Annotated in this window: 17 protein-coding genes and 1 rRNA gene; 8 read left to right on the top strand and 10 right to left on the bottom strand. The window is 55.4% G+C overall.

Annotation, left to right across the window (positions count from 1 at the left end):
- The 3 genes from rrf to tusA all read left to right on the top strand — a co-directional run.
- Positions 1-80: ribosomal RNA gene (rrf, locus tag OQ287_RS15395) — 5S ribosomal RNA — on the top strand; the annotation flags it as partial.
- Between the two features lie 93 nt (positions 81-173).
- On the top strand, positions 174-1,241 hold the full coding sequence (gene rlmM / locus OQ287_RS06555) for a 23S rRNA (cytidine(2498)-2'-O)-methyltransferase RlmM (protein ID WP_265895879.1): 1,068 nt from the start codon (positions 174-176) through the stop codon (positions 1,239-1,241).
- A 25-nt stretch (positions 1,242-1,266) separates the two neighbouring features.
- Positions 1,267-1,518: a sulfurtransferase TusA gene (gene tusA / locus OQ287_RS06550; RefSeq protein WP_250937921.1), complete on the top strand. Its 252-nt coding sequence runs from the start codon at positions 1,267-1,269 to the stop codon at positions 1,516-1,518.
- Here tusA and OQ287_RS06545 read toward each other — a convergent pair whose 3' ends face one another.
- The 3 genes from OQ287_RS06545 to OQ287_RS06535 all read right to left on the bottom strand — a co-directional run bounded on the left by OQ287_RS06545 (position 1,519) and on the right by OQ287_RS06535 (position 5,236).
- On the bottom strand, positions 1,519-2,763 hold the full coding sequence (locus OQ287_RS06545; protein ID WP_250937919.1) for a polysaccharide pyruvyl transferase family protein: 1,245 nt from the start codon (positions 2,761-2,763) through the stop codon (positions 1,519-1,521).
- Positions 2,764-2,974: 211 nt separating this feature from the next.
- Positions 2,975-3,670 carry a hypothetical protein gene (locus OQ287_RS06540; RefSeq protein ID WP_250937917.1) on the bottom strand — a complete coding sequence of 232 codons (696 nt, stop codon included), beginning with the start codon at positions 3,668-3,670 and terminating at the stop codon, positions 2,975-2,977.
- A gap of 162 nt (positions 3,671-3,832) precedes the next feature.
- The gene (locus OQ287_RS06535) at positions 3,833-5,236 is read right to left on the bottom strand and encodes an MATE family efflux transporter (protein WP_322974101.1); all 1,404 of its coding nucleotides are present in this window, start codon (positions 5,234-5,236) and stop codon (positions 3,833-3,835) included.
- Between the two features lie 96 nt (positions 5,237-5,332).
- Between OQ287_RS06535 and OQ287_RS06530 the strand changes: the two genes are divergently transcribed.
- Positions 5,333-5,938 carry an elongation factor P hydroxylase gene (locus tag OQ287_RS06530; protein WP_407658235.1) on the top strand — a complete coding sequence of 202 codons (606 nt, stop codon included), beginning with the start codon at positions 5,333-5,335 and terminating at the stop codon, positions 5,936-5,938.
- Here OQ287_RS06530 and OQ287_RS06525 read toward each other — a convergent pair.
- The gene (locus OQ287_RS06525) at positions 5,892-6,374 is read right to left on the bottom strand and encodes a hypothetical protein (protein ID WP_250937914.1); all 483 of its coding nucleotides are present in this window, start codon (positions 6,372-6,374) and stop codon (positions 5,892-5,894) included. The two genes, OQ287_RS06530 and OQ287_RS06525, sit on opposite strands and share 47 nt — an antisense overlap.
- Before the next feature lie 13 nt (positions 6,375-6,387).
- Entirely contained in the window at positions 6,388-7,221 is an 834-nt protein-coding gene (locus OQ287_RS06520; protein ID WP_250937913.1) for a TatD family hydrolase, read from the bottom strand.
- 107 nt (positions 7,222-7,328) lie between these two features.
- On the opposite strand from OQ287_RS06520, the gene OQ287_RS06515 reads away from it, so the two are divergent.
- Positions 7,329-9,239, top strand: coding sequence for an ATP-binding cassette domain-containing protein (locus OQ287_RS06515; protein WP_265895877.1), 1,911 nt, complete (start codon positions 7,329-7,331; stop codon positions 9,237-9,239).
- A 62-nt stretch (positions 9,240-9,301) separates the two neighbouring features.
- Here the strand turns inward: OQ287_RS06515 and OQ287_RS06510 are convergent, their stop codons facing one another.
- Complete coding sequence (locus OQ287_RS06510) at positions 9,302-9,757, bottom strand: universal stress protein (RefSeq protein WP_250937911.1); 456 nt, start codon at positions 9,755-9,757, stop codon at positions 9,302-9,304.
- 138 nt (positions 9,758-9,895) lie between these two features.
- Between OQ287_RS06510 and OQ287_RS06505 the strand changes: the two genes are divergently transcribed.
- A complete protein-coding gene (locus tag OQ287_RS06505; protein ID WP_265895876.1) occupies positions 9,896-10,366 on the top strand; it encodes a hypothetical protein in 471 nt (156 codons plus the stop codon).
- On the opposite strand, the gene slyA is transcribed toward OQ287_RS06505, so the two are convergent.
- Positions 10,356-10,832, bottom strand: a complete 477-nt coding sequence (slyA, locus tag OQ287_RS06500) for a transcriptional regulator SlyA (protein WP_265895875.1) — start codon at positions 10,830-10,832, stop codon at positions 10,356-10,358. The two genes, OQ287_RS06505 and slyA, sit on opposite strands and share 11 nt — an antisense overlap.
- An 81-nt stretch (positions 10,833-10,913) precedes the next feature.
- On the bottom strand, positions 10,914-12,020 hold the full coding sequence (locus OQ287_RS06495; RefSeq protein ID WP_265895874.1) for a DUF5924 family protein: 1,107 nt from the start codon (positions 12,018-12,020) through the stop codon (positions 10,914-10,916).
- Positions 12,021-12,234: 214 nt separating this feature from the next.
- On the opposite strand from OQ287_RS06495, the gene fadB reads away from it, so the two are divergent.
- A complete protein-coding gene (gene fadB, locus OQ287_RS06490; RefSeq protein WP_265895873.1) occupies positions 12,235-14,409 on the top strand; it encodes a fatty acid oxidation complex subunit alpha FadB in 2,175 nt (724 codons plus the stop codon).
- A complete protein-coding gene (gene fadA / locus OQ287_RS06485; protein ID WP_265895872.1) occupies positions 14,409-15,584 on the top strand; it encodes an acetyl-CoA C-acyltransferase FadA in 1,176 nt (391 codons plus the stop codon). The genes fadB and fadA overlap by 1 nt, the downstream gene beginning before the upstream one ends.
- Before the next feature lie 53 nt (positions 15,585-15,637).
- Here the strand turns inward: fadA and OQ287_RS06480 are convergent, their stop codons facing one another.
- Both OQ287_RS06480 and OQ287_RS06475 read right to left on the bottom strand, forming a co-directional pair.
- On the bottom strand, positions 15,638-16,153 hold the full coding sequence (locus OQ287_RS06480) for a DUF1772 domain-containing protein (protein ID WP_250937899.1): 516 nt from the start codon (positions 16,151-16,153) through the stop codon (positions 15,638-15,640).
- A gap of 164 nt (positions 16,154-16,317) precedes the next feature.
- Positions 16,318-17,925 (bottom strand): carbohydrate porin, encoded by a 1,608-nt coding sequence (locus OQ287_RS06475; RefSeq protein ID WP_265895871.1) that lies wholly within the window; start codon positions 17,923-17,925, stop codon positions 16,318-16,320.
- Positions 17,926-18,032: the final 107 nt, after the last annotated feature.

Genomic DNA, 18,032 nt, shown 5'->3' with positions numbered 1-18,032 from the left:
ATGCCGAACTCGGAAGTGAAACAGCTTAGCGCCGATGGTAGTGTGGAGCTTCTCCATGCGAGAGTAGGTCATCGTCAGGCATCTATACCAAAGCCCCCGGTCATACGACCAGGGGCTTTTTTTTATGGCTCAAAAAAACAGCGGCGTAGATCCGGACGCGAAAGGAAAAAGGTATGGCCAGTATCCCCAACGAATTGCTTTTTTATTGCCGGCCGGGCTTCGAGCGGGATCTGGCTCGGGAGCTTACTGATAAAACGTATCATCTTGATAATCACATTCAGACGGTAAACGATCCGAATACCGGTTTTACAAGGCTGGTATTACCAGAAGGGCAGCCAGCCAATACGGTACACAAGCAGCTCCCGCTGACGCACCTTGTATTCGCGCGCCAGATCCTGGTTGCCTTTTCACCACTGCAGTTGAACCGGAATGATCGTATTACAGCTCTGGTGTCGCTGATACAGGAAAGCGGCTGGAATTTCGAAGAGCTATGGCAGGAATGGCCGGATACCAATGATGGCAAGGGGCTGACCGGATTATGCAAATCACTTCAGCGCCCCCTTGAAGGAATTTTGAAAAAGCGCGGTGCGTTACGCCGAAAGGCCGGAAAGCGTCGTTTGCATCTATTCTGGACATCAGGTGATTGTGTGCAGGTTGCCATGAGCTTTCCGCAGAATCGGTCGGAATGGCCCAATGGTATCAAGCATCTCAGATTTCCTCACGCAGCACCCAGCCGCTCCACGTTAAAGCTGGAGGAGGCGTGGCATGCCTTTATAGAACGGGATGCATGGGATCAGCACCTCCATGCAGGTATGCAGGCAGCAGACCTTGGTGCTGCGCCAGGTGGATGGACATGGCAGCTGGTGCAACGTGGCATGTTTGTGTATGCCATCGATAACGGCCCCATGAATGCCGACCTTGTGCGAACCGGTCTGGTAGAGCATTTAAAGGAGGACGGATTTGTGTGGTCACCGCCAGACAGGCTGGACTGGCTGGTATGCGATATTGTTGACCAACCGGTACGTGTAACACGCATGATTGAGCGCTGGCTGGTGAATCAGTGGTGCTGGTACAGTATTTTCAATTTGAAGTTGCCGATGAAAAAGCGCTGGGAAGAGGTTTCTGCCTGCATTGAGCAACTGGAAACAACGCTTTCGGACGCAGGCATTACCTTTGATATCGCATGCAAGCACCTCTACCACGACCGGGAAGAAGTGACCGTTTACGTCCGGCTTTATTGAACATCATATTCAGGGAGGTTTTAATATGTCCGAGTTGCCGAGCGCTGATGAAACGCTGGATACCAGTGGTCTTTATTGCCCCGAGCCTATCATGATGATGCATAACAAGGTGGCAGAAATGGTGCCGGGTGAATGCCTTAAGGTGGTCGCAACAGATCCTGCGACCACACGTGATATACCGCAATTTTGTGCCTACCTGGGTCATCAGCTGATCCAGCAGGAAACCCTGCCGGACAGCTTTGTCTATTACATATCAATTGCGGGCGCATCGGCCTGATTATTCGCTGAAGATGGCCCGGATATGCTGTCGGGCCATATCGGCGTGCTCTTCTACACGCTGGCCGATCAACTGGCAGAACTGGTCGTAATCTGCTTCGAGTGTTTCAAGTCTTGAAAGTGTTTCACCCTCGACAAACTCCTGCATCGATAGTGAAAATGCGTTCAGTGCCATGTCTGTCAGGATTCCCTCACTTTTGTGCTCATAAGCAATTACCAGTGCCGGTGTGCCATAGCGCATGGAAATAATACCGCTGTGCAACCTTGTAGCAATGGTAAAACGGCATTGTGATAACACTCCACCGATCTGAAGATCACTTAACTCATCAAAAATGATATGGAGGCCTTCCGGATGGCGCATACGCTTTTTAATACTGTGAAGCGTCAGGCGATCATCTCGATGGTACCCATTCAGCCCCGTGCAGGTGGACACCCCGATAATCATGTGCCCCTTCTCGACCAGAGTGTCGCAGGTTGATGCCATCTGCTGTTCATAGGCTTCCTGGCTTACACCCAGCACACTATCAAACGGCGCCAGTCTTCTGGCCGTGATGCCTACCATGGGCTTGTTGTCAGGATTGATAACTGTCAGGTCAACATGCTGGGACTCGGGCATCAGCCATGCCGTATCCGCACCGTAGCCGAGGTTATCGAGGTATATTCCAGCCTTCTTGAGTATGTCTTCACTGACATGCTCTCTCAGGACAATGGTCTCAGGGTAGGGCAGCAGATTCTGGCACAACTCGCGAAACTGCTTATGTTCAAAGGGGCCAACGCTATGCCCGATCAGATAAACCTTTCGACCGGCCATTTTGGCGCCAAAAATGATATCCAGTTGCGTAAAGCCGTAGGCATCAACGATAAAGGAGCCGCCTACCTGAATAATATAATCATAGGCGGCTAGTGTATCGATTGCTTCGTTATAGGCCCTGGGCAGTAGTTTGCGTGTTTTTTCTACGCTCCAGTTATACTTGCTTGAAGCGTACATGATGCCGTTAAGGTAGCGAGACATGACCTTGCGTGTATAAAACGAGCCCTGCATGAGCTTGTGACGCGCCTGCTCAAATACATCCTGAATAACCGGTAAACCGGTTTCTTCCAGAACGATCTCTCCCGTTGCGGGATCACGTGATGCAATATCAATGGAAATGGATGTGGTATCGATGGCTTCGATAAGGCCACGAAGAATGGCTGCATCACCCCGGTTGGAGCAGGAGTGATTACCGATCAGCAAAGCTTTTTTCATGGATAACCGATTGGATTGTCTTTAGTCGTATATATATTGTCTCAGGTTAATCCATTCGTGGCAGGCTTTTTGTGAAAAAGTTATCACTTCATGCTTTTTGGTGTAATGGTCATAAAGAAAAGATGATCAATGCTAACTATACAAAGGGTTTTTCATTCATTGATACAAGAGCATTCCGAAGGACGCTCCTGTATCACTCATGGTTTCACCCTCAGGCTTCGGAGTCTACCATCAAGGCCAGGGCATTGAGCGTATCCGGATCCTGCTCCTTGATGCGATTGGCGATGGCACGCTGAAAGAAGTACACCAGACGGTGTCGACTTCTGCCCGGATAAAGGCAATCGTCACCGGCGAGGATGGGAGTCTGGCAAACAGCGTCTTCATCAACCAGTAGTGCTTCGATACTGCCGTCGCTATACAGTTGCCAGCCATGTATCTGCTTGAGCTGCCACGGAGCATCTTCTTCATCAATACACAGGGCATACGTGCCATGTGTATCCGGCAGGTGCTGAAGCAGGGTTTTTTCCGGGGACGGCTCATAATCGAAGTAGGCCGCTGCATGCTCGAGTTCGAATCGCTTGTGTTCAGGCGGAACATCAAAGACATCATCAATCTCGGGATCGCGGTAGCCGATAAAGCGGCCATAGTCGGGATCATCCAGGCTGTGACAGCCTACAAGTGATTCAAGCCAGGGAACCACGCCCATGACTTCACCATTGGATTTCAGTGCCCAGCCCAGAACAGGCATGGCATAGAGCGAGTCCGGGTCGGAAGCGACCTCGTAAATCATTTCCAAACCATCGAGTTCCGGAGCCAATCGTACTATACGTTGCTGAGCCTGGTGACGCTCTCGCATTTCGTTGAGGTCGACCACCTTGGCAGGCTGCTGTTGTATGCATGCGCCCATAAAGCCTCCTTCACCGACTTGTTATATGCAGGGTAGAGCCTGCAGATGCCATCCTGAAAAGAGCGTCCTGTCTCATTAGTAGCACAACTCGTTTGGAAAGGTTAAGCCCTTATGATCACAACAGTTCAGGATGATGGTGTATCGATGAAATAATCGGCTGAATCAGTGGTTATTCAATGGTTGAGCACGAATCATTAGTCGCGATTGCCTGTGCAGTCGTATGCCGAGTAGAAGGGCCGCAGCGGACAAGCCCAGAATCAGGCCACTCCAGTACCCGAAAACGCCCCAGCCCGCGCTACGTCCCAGCAGTAGACCGCTGCCCAGCCCGATAACCCAGTACGCCAGCAGGGTGAATATCATGATGATTCTGGTGTCCTTATAGCCTCTAAGAGCCCCAGCCATGCTGACCTGCAGTACATCAGATACCTGGTAGATGATGGCAACCAGTATCAGTTGCGATGCCAGTGCCTGGACCTCTGTATTACCAGTATAAAGTGAGGGAATAACATGACTTCCCTGCCACAGTATCAGGTTGTTTATCAGTGCCGCCATCAAGGACAGTACAATACCGTTCCAGGCCACAAAGCGTGCACGACAAGGCTGGTTCTGACCGAGTGCATGGCTGACGCGCACTGTAAGGGCCATTCCAATGGACATGGGAAGCATGAACATCAACGACGTAAAATTAAGAGCAATCTGATGAGCGGAGACCACCACCTCACCCAGCCCGGCGATTAATAGCGCGATGAGTGTGAACAGAGTGGTTTCAGTAAAAATGGCGACGCCAATGGGGAAGCCGATACGCAGCAACTCCATCATTTGTGTGTAATGAGGCGCAGTCATGCCCCGGCCTGATCGCACATGGCGATAAGCACGCGCATGACGTGTGTAGAGATACATTCCCAGACACATGACCCACATGGATATGGCCGTGGCAATGCCGCAGCCGTAGGCTCCCAGTGCAGGTAATGCCGCGAGGCTTTCAGGTATGGCATTGCCGAATAGCGCTTGCAGGCCGTTGCCGCCAAAGATCAGAATGCCGTTGGCAGGTATGTTGAGGACAAGGCCCAGCAGACTGAACATCAGTGATGGCCTGGAATGATTCAGGCCATCCGAGTAGGCGCGCAGGGCCTGATAGAGTGCAACGGCGGGCAGGCCAAAGGACAGTGCAGTCAGATACTGTGTTGATAGCATTGCCACGGTATCTGGCACATTCATGACAGCAAAAAGCCAGGGCGGAGCAAGCTGCAGCGCGGCCATGGCTATCAGTCCCATGAAAATGGCCGCCCACAGGGCCTGACGCTTGTAGGTGGAAACGTCTTCTGCTCGATGCGCTCCCATGCAGTGTGCCACGATGGGAGTCAGACCCATCAGGGTTCCGGTAATAAACAGGATCAGCGGGATCCAGAGGCTTGTACCCACCGAGACTGCAGCCAGATCGGTCGCGCTGGCGTTGCCGGCCATCATGACGTCGACTGTCCCCATCCCGGCCTGAGCCAGTTGAGCTCCGAAAATGGGAAGCGTAAGCCGAATCAGGGGGCGTGCTTCGGTTAAACTGCGCTGCAATAGGGATGTCATGAGCAAGGATTATTTGAAAGACAAGGGAAAAACCGCACACTATATGCCATGGCTACTCAGCCCTGGCACCTGTACGAGAGATAAATGATGTTACACCGTACCGATGACTTGATCGCCCTGTTCAATGGCGTATTCGAGCCTGCGTACTCGACCCGTCTGATCCGCGGTGAGGATGAGCCTCTTTACTTGCCCGCGAGTGCAGACACGCCGTATCACCGCATTATATTTGCCCATGACTATTTCACCAGCGGACTGCATGAAATAAGCCACTGGTGCGTCGCCGGAGAGGCGCGCCGCTTATTGGAAGATTACGGTTACTGGTATCTGCCGGACGGTCGGAATGAACACGAGCAGGCTGCCTTTGAAACCGTGGAAGTGCAGCCACAGGCCATTGAATCACTGTTCTATGCGGCCTGTGACCTCGAGTTCAATGTCAGCGTTGATAACCTCAACGGGGCTATCGAGGTGGATCGACATGCCTTTGCTGCACGAGTGTGTGCCCGTGCTGATGCCCTGCTCGAGAACGGGCTGAACAATCGTGCACGTGCCTTTCGCTGCACCCTGCAGGCATATTACCAGCAGGGCAGCTCATGTGAGGAGGCTATCGAATCAGGGCGAAGGTGCCTTGACGATCAAACCCTGCCTATTGATCGGGATAACCCATTTCCCGCACATGAAGTGTCAGCATGACCTGAAGCTCATCCTCCGGCTTGAAGGGCTCAAGGCCAAGCTCATTGAACAAATCGCTGCGCTGGCGATGCCACTCGCCATGAGATAGCCCTTCATACAGGCTTTCAGCCGGAGCCAGATCAATGAACGGTTCAATGCCATATTCGTTGAACATCCAGGCCAGCGCTCGTTCATCATCAACCAGGCCATTGCTGTAAAGCGTGCCATTGAAATGATCCGCTTCAAGTTCGCGAAGTATATCGATGGGGCTGACGCCCATCATTTCAAGCTCGTCCTCGCTGTAGTCGCCCAGCGACGCCTGTTCGTTTTCCAGCCAGTCAGGGCCGGGCTGTACCAGCGTGTGTTTCAGCTGACCGTCCGGCAGCGTCCATGCGATGGCAACGGGCAGGTCCGCGTCGCCTACTTCAATGGCAATAAAACCGGGGATGGAATCCATGATGCTCCCTGTGTCAGTCTGTAAGGGGTAAGGTAAAAAAGGCACGTGCGGTTGCAGTGGTCTGCTCGCTGAGCGTCTGCTCACTTACACCGCGCCAGTAGGCGAGCTCGCGGGCAATCCAGGGAAGCAATGCGGGTTCATGACGGCGCCCCTTGAGTTTTGCCGGCAGGTTGCGTGGCAGGAGATAGGGACAGTCCGTTTCAATCATCAAGCGGTTGGCCGGGATATCCGCCACGAGCGAGCGTAGATGGTGACCTCGTCGTTCATCGCAGATCCAGCCTGTCTGACCTATGTGCAAATCAAGATCAAGATAGCGGTGCAGCGTCTCGCGCTCGCCGGTAAAGCAGTGCACCACGGCCTGAGTGAGGTCGTCCCGCCACTGCTTGAGAATGTCGGCCATATCGGCGCCGGCATCGCGCTCGTGCAGAAAAAGGGGTTTTCCGGTGCGGGCGGCCAGCTCAAGCTGTGCTTCGAGCGCACGTCGCTGATCAGTACGCGAGGAATAGTCCCGATGATAATCAAGGCCACATTCACCGATGGCCACTACTGACGAGTGCGAGGCGGCCTGCTCGATGAACCTGGCAAGCTCCGGCGTCCAGTCGGCGGCGTGGTGGGGGTGAAGGCCTGCCGTGGCATACAGCGCTACCGGTGTTTCCCGTTCACACAAGGCCAGCGCATCTTCGATGCCCTGCTGGTCGGTGCCGGTCAGTACCAGAGTGGTTACGCCAGCTGCATGGGCACGCCCCAGCACATCATCAATATCCGCGCGGAAGCTTTCGTGCGTCAAGTTGGCGCCTGTATCAACAAGGGGCGCGTCTGCGGTAAAGGAAAGTGCCTCTGGCAGCATGGAGTATCCTGTGGGATGTCAAAGTAATGATTTGCATTGTACCGGCCACGAAAAGGGCAGGCTATGCGTTACACTAGGCGACCGACATTTTCTGCAGGAGGCGACGCATGACGTTGCTGCGACTTGAACAAGTTCAACTGGCCTACGGCCACCATGTGCTGCTTGATGGTGCCGAACTCAGCCTGGAGCGCGGAGAGCGACTGGCGCTGGTAGGGCGTAATGGGGCCGGCAAGTCGACGTTGCTGTCGCTGGTATCCGGTAAGGCTGATCCGGACGGTGGAACCGTATGGCGCGCACCGGGATTGAATATCGGTTCACTGGCTCAGCAGCTGCCCGAAGCCGAAGGGCGGCGAATCTATGATGTGGTGGCCGATGGGTTGCCTGAGGTCGGGCGTCTTTTAAGCGAGTATGATGCTTTGGTTGCCTCGGACGCGCCTGACATGAATCGACTGGCCGATCTGCAGTCTGCGCTTGAGGCGCAGGATGGCTGGTCCTATCACCAGCGCATCGATACGGTGCTGACTCGACTGGGACTGCCTGCCGACGAGTTGATGGACAGGCTGTCCGGTGGGTGGCGGCGACGGGTAGCGCTGGCGCGTGCTCTGGTTACCAACCCGGATGTACTGCTGCTCGATGAGCCGACCAACCACCTTGATCTGGATACGATTATCTGGCTTGAAGAACAGCTTCTTCAATTCAGCGGTGCTGTGCTGTTCATTACCCACGACCGGGCCTTTCTGAAGCGCCTGGCGACAAATATCCTCGAGCTTGACCGTGGCAGACTGGGGCGTTACCCCGGTAATTACGACCGCTATCAGGAACTCAAGGGGCAGGAACTTGAGTCTGAAGAGCGTGAGCGTCGTGAGTTTGATAAAAAGCTCGCTCAGGAAGAAAAGTGGATTCGCCAGGGTGTCAAGGCTCGCAGAACCCGCAATGAAGGCCGCGTAAGGGCACTTGAATCCATGCGTTCCCAGCATGCAGATCGTCGTCATCGTGTAGGTCAGGCGCGCATCAACGTGGATAGCGCCGATCGCAGCGGCAAACGTGTGGTCGAGCTTGATAATGTAACCCAGACCTTCAATGGTGAGGCAGTGCTTCGGCATGTGAGCCTGGAAGTACAGCGGGGGGATCGCATCGGCTTTATTGGCCGTAATGGCGCCGGCAAGACGACCCTGCTCAAGATCATGCTGGGAGAGCTGACCCCCTCGGAAGGCAAGGTCATCAGCGGCACCAATCTGCAGGTCGCCTATTTCGATCAGCTGCGAGCCGGGCTGGAAATGGACAAGACGGTCTACGATAACGTCGCACAGGGGCGTGACTTTGTGACGGTCGGCGGCAAGGATCGTCACGTCATCAGTTACCTTCAGGATTTCCTGTTTACGCCGGAACGTGCACGTCAGCCAATCCGTGCCCTGTCAGGTGGCGAGTCCAACCGTCTGCTTCTGGCCAAGCTCTTTACTCAGCCGGCCAACGTGCTGGTGATGGATGAGCCGACCAACGATCTGGACGTTGAAACCCTGGAGCTTCTTGAAGAGCTGCTCCTGAATTTTGAAGGTACGCTGCTGCTGGTCAGTCACGATCGTGACTTTCTGGACAACGTGGTTACCAGTGTCATTGCCTTTGAGGGCGAAGGGCAGGTCAATGAATATGTCGGTGGTTACAAGGACTGGATCCGGCAGGGGGGCAGCTTGCCACCTGCGCCATGGGACAAGGGTGCCGAACCGACGCGAGCGCCTACCGAACAGCCCAAAACGTCAAAGGTAGAGAAGAGCGCTGCACCTGCCAAATCCAGAAAGCTGTCCTACAAGCTGCAGCGTGAGCTTGATGAGCTGCCTGGGCATATCGAGGTGCTGGAAACACGGATCGCAACCCTTGAAGAGACCATTTCATCTCCTGAATTTTATAATCAGGACAGCAGTACCGTGACGGCCACACTGGGTCAGTTGAGCGATACTCAGTCGGCGCTGGACGTTGCCATGGAGCGATGGATGGAGCTTGAGGCGTTACAGGAAGGGTAAGGATAAAGACCAGTAACACCGCTTCGGCCTTCAGTAAGGGGCCGAAGCGGTGTCCTGTCTATTTATTCATCGGTATCATCAATGTGGCCGACACGTACGGCAAGTACATCGCACTCTGCACCATGCAACACGCCGGTGGAGGTGGAGCCCAGCAGCAGGGCAAAACCGTGTCTACCGTGGGAGCCGACTACAATCAGATCCACGGCCCTGTCCTTCGCAAACCGCTGAATCTCCGAGTCCGGCATTCCTACCACAACATGCTGATCTTCAGGCTTGATGCCATGCGGCGTGGCTATGTCAGCCAGTCGCTCTCGGGCATGGGTGTCCAGCTGGTCCTGAATACTGCTTAAATCCATCGGTATATCCCCGCCATAGGCAAAGCCGAGAGGCTCAAGGGTATGAATGATGGATATTCTGGCCCCATTACGCTCGGCAATGGGCAGGGCACGCTTTAGTACCAGGTGTGAGTCCTTGGTGAGATCAACGGCAACAAGAATGTGCTGGTAGGCGTTGCTCATGGGAATATTCCTTCTGGCCGAGAGTCTGTGATGTCTCTTACTTTAGAGGGTGGCGGCAGACGACACAATTCATACTCGCAGGACAACCCGCGATATATTGGCACATACATATTTCAATGGATGGAGTATCCCTTTCGCATGACCGTTTTCTGGATCATAGCTGGACTCGTTTTTGTCGCCCTGGCCCCGGTCATCAGTTTGAGACCCTCCCTTCGGCAGCGGCGGATCGTGGCCCTCCGAACGCGGGCGCGTGAACTGGGGTTTCGAGTCGAGGTCAACCCGCCCGGTGTGGCGCGACCGGAACATGGAGATCTGCTGGCGTATCGGCTGCATTATCCCAAGGCATCTGCAGGACCAGAGATCCGGTGGACGCGAGAAACGCAGACCTGTGAGATGGAAAAGGGGATGGACGCTGATGATCAGCAGGCCGTACATGCCTTGATTGAGTCACTGCCGGAAGATGCCCTGGCGCTGACATCCGGTACCGCGACGCTGACCCTGTGGTGGCAGGAGCGGCTGGGTCTTCCCGAGTTTGATCAGCTGGCGGAAGGCATGGATGCTCTCCGGCACCAGCTGGCCGGAAAGCGTCGCAGAAACATCAGGGAGTAGGCAGGCAGTCGGACGAGTTGCTGACTTCATCCCGCTCTTCACACAGCAGCCGCATACCATTGCGCTCGATGGTGCTCAATGCACTATCGAGCTGCGCGAGCATATCCTCATCAAGGCCTTCCAGCATTTCTCGACGTGCCTGCTGAACTACCGTTTCGATCTGCTTCAGAAGCGGCATGGCCGTCGGTGTCAGATACACCAGCTTGGTGCGCCGGTCCTGTTCGCTGGGTCGGCGTTCAATCAAGGACTGCTGCATCAATTGATCAAGTGTTCGCACCAGTGAAGGTGCCTCTACGCCGATGGCACGAGCCAGATCGCATTGAGGCTGTCCTTCGCCGTAATGGGCCAGATGATACAGCGTGGTCCAGCGTGTCTGAGTCAGACCCAGCGGGGCCAGCCGCTCATCAATGATGGCGCGCCATAGTCGGGGGATGCGTGTCAGCTTAAGACATAAAGTTTCATTCATGGAAAACAGGATAACCTGAAGTATGGACAAATGAAATTATCCAGATCAATTCATTATATGCAAATGTGTGCACTTTTATTTCTACCCGCCTGATGACTTCGTCATGCTTAGCCAGCCAACGCCGGGCGTATGATGCAGCGTACCATCGGCCTTTCCTGCATCGGATGGCGTCGTGCTGACATTGAATCGGATGACACCGATACGTTGCCCATCTGCCGTGATGACATCTACCTGCCAGGGCCCGGCGGAGTCTCTGGGAAAGTGAAGCTTGTGAGACCAGGCGCGATAGGCGTCTCCTCCCGTTCCCTTGATGGTCAACGGAATTCGATCAACAACCTTTCCTTCATGTCGCCAGACATGAAAGACCTTCTCATTCAGCCCGCGGGGTGCATGGATGGCCGTGTAGGCATACAGGCCGCGGGCCTCAAGGGCTGATGATGTCAGTGCCATGGTGCCTTCCGGTGAGCGCGCTGCCTGGTTGAATGAAGGAGACAGTGCACTGCTGGTGATCCACAGGGTGGCTGGAGGCACCCAGCTTCGTCCGGACCACGCCAGACCGCTCAGGGCGACGGCCATCGCCAGCATGCCCAGCCAGCTCATTATATTTCGTGGTTGAAACAAATTGATCAGGCTGGGCAGGCTCAATATGGGCAGGGCCAGGGTGGCCAGTAAAAAGCTCTGTCCGGTGGTGACGTGCAGCAGCAGAGGCGCACTGACCAGGATAAGAATGAAGGCACACAGGCCATGAAAGGCCATATAGAGCCAGCGAACCCGGTCAGCAAGTCGGAAATAGACCGGATCCATCACCGATATCAGCGTACACAGAACCAGCAGGCCGGTGAAGACTGCCTGACCACTGCTCCAGGCAGTGGTTACAAGAAAGAACGGCAGACAGAAACACAGGGTTTCCTGGTGAGTGAGCTGGGTAACAAAGGTGGCAATCAGTTTGGGCAACCGGGATTGATGGCGCCGTTCGCGAACGCCACTCCATATATTTTCACCAATCAACAAGGCCCAGCTGGCCAGCAGGGCAACCGCCAGAAATCCGCCCAGCGACTGCTGCCGGGTTACCAGAAAGAAACTCAGGATGCCACTGATGAAGCTTACACACGGCCACAGATAGTGATATCGCTGTAACCGCTCTACCAGACCCTTGATGCGCGGGGGGAGGGCGAGTTCCTTTTCCATGAGCTACGTTGAGCCTCTGAGTCCATCGTCATTGAAGCCCCTTTATAAAGAAAACCGGAAGGGGATGCACACGCTGTGTTGTGTTGAGGTTCGACCAATGCATGATGGCATCTGCTTGACCGTACTGCTGCGCTCATCGACGATGAAATCAAACGACCGTTTTAATCGTGGGCTGATGGCATGGCCTGCCGCACGTCACTTGGGAGAAGTACTCATGCTCTATCAAGGAAAGACCCTTGGCATTGAGGTAGACGATGATCGTTTGGCATGGCTCGTGTTTGACATGCCGGACAGTGCCGTCAACACCCTGTCTCAGCAGGTGGTAGCCGAATTGATGGAGGCCGTGTCTGCCCTTGAATCGATGACCGAGTGCCAGGGGCTGGTACTGGCAAGTGCCAAGAAGGCATTTATTGTCGGTGCGGATATCAAGGAATTCCATGCTGTCTTTGGTCGCGGTGCTCAGGCTATTGAAGCGATGTGTCAGGAGGTTCATGCCCTTTATAACCGGATCGAGGATTTACCGTTCCCTACCGTGGCCGTCATCAATGGCATGGCTTTGGGCGGTGGTATGGAGCTGTGTCTGGCCTGTGACTTCCGCATTGTTGAGCCGGATACCCGCATCGGGTTGCCTGAAACCAAGCTGGGCATTGTCCCGGGGTGGGGAGGCTGTGTCCGTCTTCCGCGATTGATTGGCGCGGATAACGCCATTGAGTGGATTGCCGGTGGTGGTCAGCACGGTAGTGACGCTGCGCTGCGCGTGGGGGCGGTTGATGCCGTAGTGGCATCGGATGACCTGCGAGACGCTGCAGCGGATCTGTTGAAGCGAGCCTGGCGGGAAGAGCTTCCCTGGCAGCCCCGGCGCCGGAAAAAAACCAGCCCATTGTTGCTTAACAGTGTCGATCAGATGCTGACATTTGAAACGGCAAAGGGAATGGTGGCTTCAAAGGCCGGACGACATTATCCGGCGCCGGTGGCAGCAGTGGATGTGATCCGCAAGGGCGCCGGTGAAGACCGGTTGAGGGCACAGGCCATTGAAACAGATGCCTTTGTGCGGCTGGCCCAGACCGATGTCTGCTATCAGCTTGTAGGCCTGTTTGAAAGTGATCAACGGGTCAAGAAGCAGGCAGCCGCCCACGAGAAGAGTGCGCGTGACATTACACTGGCCGGGGTGCTGGGAGCCGGCATCATGGGAGGCGGTATTGCTTACCAGAGTGCCAGCAAGGGAACATCCATCATGATGAAGGACATCAGGAACGAGGCGCTGGAACTGGGGCTTTCCGAAGCGCGCAAGCTGGTGGGCAAGCAACTCGAACGTGGCAAATTCACTGCTGATCAGAGTGCCGAAGTGCTCGGACGTATTCGGCCGACACTTTCCTATGGTGACTTTTCGGAAGTGGATATCGTGGTGGAAGCCGTGGTCGAAAATGCCGGTATCAAGGCAAGTGTGCTGGCGGAGGTCGAGCAGACCCTGGGCGAACAGGCCATTCTTGCCTCGAATACGTCCACTATTTCGATTGACAGGCTGGCAGGGCACCTTTCACATCCTGAACGCTTCTGCGGGATGCACTTTTTCAACCCCGTGCATCGGATGCCGCTGGTTGAGGTCATTCGAGGAGCCAGAACCGATGAGGCCACGCTTGGGACCGTCGTGGCCTATGCCCGTAAAATGGGCAAGACCCCGATCGTGGTCAACGATTGTCCGGGTTTTCTGGTGAATCGGGTGCTGTTTCCTTACCTCCAGGGCTTTGAACTGCTGTTGCGACGTGGCATCGACATGGGCCGTATCGACCGAATCATGGAGAAATTTGGGTGGCCGATGGGCCCGGCGTACCTGCTGGATGTGGTCGGGCTTGATACCGCAGCTCATGCGGGGGCGGTACTGGCTGAGGGCTATCCGGATCGCATGGCCAACGACGGTGTAACCGCTGTTGAAAAGCTGCTTGAAATGGACCGCAAGGGGCAGAAAAACGGCAAGGGATTTTATCGCTACGAAAAGGATAAAAAGGGCAAGCCCAAAAAGGAAACGGATCCAGACATTCAGGAGCTGCTGACCGCCCACGCCGAGAAGCAGGTCGAAATGAGCGATGAAGAGATCATCGCTGCGCTGATGACCCCGTTATGCCTTGAAACCGTGAGAGCGCTGGAAGAGGGCGTGGTCGGCTCTCCTGCCGAGGCAGACATGGCGTTGATTTATGGTATCGGCTTTCCGCCGTTCCGTGGCGGTGCACTGAGATATATCGATCATGTCGGGCTGTCGGCGTTTGTGCGTCAGGCCAGGGCACTGGCGGATACGTTCGGCCCGCTCTACGCGCCAACCGCAGAGCTTGAGGCACGTGCTGCCGAGGGTCGTCCCTTTTATCGTACCCAGCCTACCGGGGAGAATGCGTAATGCGATTCAATGAAGATGATGTAGTCATTGTTGATGCCCTGAGAACTGCCATGGGCAAGGCGCGCGATGGGGGGTTCCGTCACGTACGCGCAGAAAACCTGTCTGCTTCTGTCATGGAAGGGCTGATCAGTCGACACGAAGCGTTTGATCCGGCCGCGCTGGATGACGTTATCTGGGGATGTGTCAATCAAACTCTGGAGCAGGGCTTCAATGTGGCACGCAATGCGGCATTGATGACGTCAATCCCTCCAACGGTCCCTGCCCAGACGGTTAATCGGCTGTGCGGTTCCTCGATGACAGCGCTGCACAGTGCGTATGCCAATATTCGTGCAGGTCTGGGACAGCAGTATCTGGTGGGGGGCGTTGAACACATGGGCCATATTGAAATGGCCCACGGCGTGGATGTGAATCCGGCCATCAGCCAGCATACTGCCAAGGCTGCAATGATGATGGGGCTGACCGCGGAATTGCTCGGCAAGCTTCATGGTATTGACAGGGCCAGTCAGGATGCCTTCGGGGTGCGCTCCCATCAGCGCGCTGCACGTGCGCGCCGGGATGGGCATTTCGATGATGAAATCATTGGTGTGGAAGGCCATGACAGTCAGGGCCGCCGCATTCTGATCAACCGTGATGAAGTCATTCGTGATGATGCCAACATGGAGGATATGGCACGCCTTTCGCCCGTATTCGACCCCCGAAATGGTACGGTGACAGCGGGTACGTCATCAGCGTTATCCGTCGGTGCATCGGGGCTTCTGGTGATGCGTTATTCGCAGGCCCATGCCCTCGGGCTTGAACCACTGGCTCGTGTGATTTCGGTAGGCGTGTCAGGATGCGATGCCTCGATCATGGGGTTCGGGCCGGTAGAGGCGACCCGCAAGGCATTACAGGCAGCCAATCTTGGGGTGCGTGATCTGGACGTCATTGAACTGAACGAAGCCTTTGCGGCCCAGTCACTCCCCGTACTTCAGGCATTGGAGCTTGATGAGGTAATGGATGAGAAGGTCAATCTGTTTGGCGGGGCCATTGCACTCGGGCATCCTCTGGGATGCTCGGGAACACGTATCTGCACCACCCTTTTGAACGTCATGCGCCACAGGCAGGCCACGCTCGGGCTGGCAACCATGTGCATCGGCATGGGGCAGGGCGTTGCCACGATTTTTGAGCGGGTCTAGCCACCGTCATACCCGAAAGGCTCGCATTGGCGAGCCTTTTTCATGGGGCTGAGTTACGTCCGTCGTGGCGTGCTGGCACGTATTGCCAGCGCCAGTGTAGCCAGTGCAAAGCTTGCAATGGCAGCAATGACCCGATAGTGATTCAGGTGGCTCCAGCGAGCTCGAACATCAATCCAGCTGGCCGGCATGTCGATCGGGTTCCATCCCTGAATTTCATGGTTGATGGGGGCCATGACAAACTTGGTATACAGCACGACGCCTGCCGCATAAATAACCAGTGCCAGAGCAATCAGCCAGAACGATGGGTGGCGCCATTCGCGCGCACCAAAGGCCAGGCTCAGGGCAAGAAAGGCACCACCGCCCATGAACAGGAACAAAAACCACGGGTTTCTGAGGTCATGCGTGATGACAGCCTGCATGGTGCCGTAAATGTCGGCGCCCATCTCGGTCATGCCTGGTTGAAGCGTCATCCAGTGCATCGCAAAGTACCCACTGACCAGGCCGGTCGTCAGGATAGCCATGAGCAGCACAGCGTTATCGGGAAAACTGAAAGAGGGGCGGGAAGACATGCCGGAAATTCCTGAAACGAGGATGAAGAAGCGAGAAATGACATCACATCATACATGGGCCGGGGCGTGTAGTGCTCTTTTGTAAGTCTTTGGGACGAGTGCGAGTAGTCACATCATGAAAAAACCCGGCCATTGGGCCGGGTGTGACACGTTGATACTGTCGGTCAGAACCACATTTCCATCTGGGTGCCAAAGCTCCACTCGTTGCCGTCATAACCACGACGGCCCAGTGAGGAGGAGCCATATTCACTGTCAGCCGCATAGCGGTTCAGCTCGCTGTCCCAGTCGGTGTAGGTGGCGAAGAGACGAATTTCGGGCCGTACAAAGAACCCACCCACCTGAGGCTTGAAGGTCGGCGCGACGGTAAATTTCATGTAGTCACCGTCCACAGGGTTGAAGTTGTTATAGCCACGCGGGTCAAGGTCCATCGTCTGCCAGCTGGCTTCATATTGCATTTCAAAGTTTTCGGACAGTTCGTTGGCCAGGCGCGCGCTAAGTGTCAGCCACTTGTAGCTGTCACCGCTGACGTAACGGTCCTTGCTGCTTTCTGCCATCAGCATCGGGGCAAAGCGCCATGTCGGGGCGATGTATGTCGTGCCATACACTGCCAGACGAATGGATTCAGCATCTTCGGTCAGGTTGCCGTCGCTACCGAGGCTCTTGACCTGTGCACCAAGCCCGTGACCGTAAAGGACGGCGGCCTTGAAGCTCCCTTCACCCAGTCCGAAGAAGCTGTCGCCGTGGTAAGCCACCATGGTGTGCTCACCGTGCTCTGCCAGATCGGAGCGCGGATCCGGTGGCAACTCGCCGACATCACGTTCGGCATTGTCCTTGGCCGTCAGGCCATTGACCATCCACTGCCAGTTACCGAAGTAGTTGTTGGCCGTCAGAATGTAGCTTTCAACCTCGCTGTCGTTCAGGCCGTTATTGCTGTTGCCGAAGTAGCCATAATCCCGCCCGTAGAGCGAGAAGTTGCTTTTCCAGTCATCGGTGAACTGGACGTCATAGATACCTGCCCCGGTACCGGCGAGAAAGATGACGTCACTGTCGAGCCAGTGAATATCGAAGTTGTCACGATCAAAGCGTTTACCGGCCCAGATCGAGGCATTTTCAAACGGGCCTCCAAAGTCCGGAAGGTTGCCGAATTCGGCGAATACCTGGCGAACATTCAGGCTGTTGTCACCGCCGGTCCAGTCATTGCTGTTTTCGACACCGTCGGCCAGCATCACCTTGTAAAGCGAGGTGGCGCCATTGTCATATTTGGCGCGGTGCTCCAGCACGACTTCTACATAGTTATCGTCTTCATTGCCCAGACGACCGACCGGGCCCCCTACCGAGCCTGCCGGGGTAACGTAAGGGCCGCCTTCGGTGCCTGTGAAATCATCATTGAACAGCAGCCCTGCACGGGCATAGCCGTTCAGGCTCAATCCCAGTTCGCTGTCCAGACGACTCTCGATGCTGGCGACGCGCTGCTCCATGTCCGGCGCCGATGTGGTACTCGGCGCCGGGGCTCTGGCCGTACGTGCATCGGGTTCCAGCACCGGGGCGTTGTTCTGCTGTTGCGCACGCGTATTGCTTAGCTGCGCCTGAAGTCGTTCAGCGGTGGCTTCAGCGTTTCTGGCGCGCTGTTCGGAGGCGGCGATACGCGCTTCAAGGTCTGCCAGGCGTTGTTCAAGTGCGCTGTCAGCGGCGAAGGCCATCACGGGGGTAGCTGTGCCAAGGGCGAGTGCAACGGCCATGGCCAGGGGCTTGCAGGTAAATTTGGGCACCATGAGATGTGATCCCTGATTTTATGATTATTGGAGCGTTCCCGGTGCTCGTCCTGCGAAAGAGGGCAGGCGAACGGGTGAAACTTAAACGTTTAAGACGGTGATGGCAT

This window comes from Larsenimonas rhizosphaerae, from assembly GCF_026240105.1.
Lineage (GTDB): Bacteria > Pseudomonadota > Gammaproteobacteria > Pseudomonadales > Halomonadaceae > Larsenimonas > Larsenimonas rhizosphaerae.
Note: the sequence above shows the minus strand (reverse complement) of the source record. Positions and strands in the feature narration are given on the sequence as shown.

Excerpts from the sequence above, each read along its gene's own strand:
- OQ287_RS06495 (WP_265895874.1), bottom strand. The coding sequence starts at position 12,020 with ATGGAAAAGGAACTCGCCCTCCCCCCGCGCATCAAGGGTCTGGTAGAG.
- OQ287_RS06540 (WP_250937917.1), bottom strand. The coding sequence starts at position 3,670 with ATGGGCGCATGCATACAACAGCAGCCTGCCAAGGTGGTCGACCTCAAC.
- tusA (WP_250937921.1), top strand. The coding sequence starts at position 1,267 with ATGTCCGAGTTGCCGAGCGCTGATGAAACGCTGGATACCAGTGGTCTT.
- fadB (WP_265895873.1), top strand. The coding sequence starts at position 12,235 with ATGCTCTATCAAGGAAAGACCCTTGGCATTGAGGTAGACGATGATCGT.
- OQ287_RS06505 (WP_265895876.1), top strand. The coding sequence starts at position 9,896 with ATGACCGTTTTCTGGATCATAGCTGGACTCGTTTTTGTCGCCCTGGCC.
- fadA (WP_265895872.1), top strand. The coding sequence starts at position 14,409 with ATGCGATTCAATGAAGATGATGTAGTCATTGTTGATGCCCTGAGAACT.
- OQ287_RS06510 (WP_250937911.1), bottom strand. The coding sequence starts at position 9,757 with ATGAGCAACGCCTACCAGCACATTCTTGTTGCCGTTGATCTCACCAAG.
- OQ287_RS06525 (WP_250937914.1), bottom strand. The coding sequence starts at position 6,374 with ATGGATTCCATCCCCGGTTTTATTGCCATTGAAGTAGGCGACGCGGAC.
- slyA (WP_265895875.1), bottom strand. The coding sequence starts at position 10,832 with ATGAATGAAACTTTATGTCTTAAGCTGACACGCATCCCCCGACTATGG.
- OQ287_RS06515 (WP_265895877.1), top strand. The coding sequence starts at position 7,329 with ATGACGTTGCTGCGACTTGAACAAGTTCAACTGGCCTACGGCCACCAT.
- OQ287_RS06480 (WP_250937899.1), bottom strand. The coding sequence starts at position 16,153 with ATGTCTTCCCGCCCCTCTTTCAGTTTTCCCGATAACGCTGTGCTGCTC.
- OQ287_RS06520 (WP_250937913.1), bottom strand. The coding sequence starts at position 7,221 with ATGCTGCCAGAGGCACTTTCCTTTACCGCAGACGCGCCCCTTGTTGAT.
- OQ287_RS06530 (WP_407658235.1), top strand. The coding sequence starts at position 5,333 with ATGATGTTACACCGTACCGATGACTTGATCGCCCTGTTCAATGGCGTA.
- OQ287_RS06475 (WP_265895871.1), bottom strand. The coding sequence starts at position 17,925 with ATGGTGCCCAAATTTACCTGCAAGCCCCTGGCCATGGCCGTTGCACTC.
- OQ287_RS06545 (WP_250937919.1), bottom strand. The coding sequence starts at position 2,763 with ATGAAAAAAGCTTTGCTGATCGGTAATCACTCCTGCTCCAACCGGGGT.
- rlmM (WP_265895879.1), top strand. The coding sequence starts at position 174 with ATGGCCAGTATCCCCAACGAATTGCTTTTTTATTGCCGGCCGGGCTTC.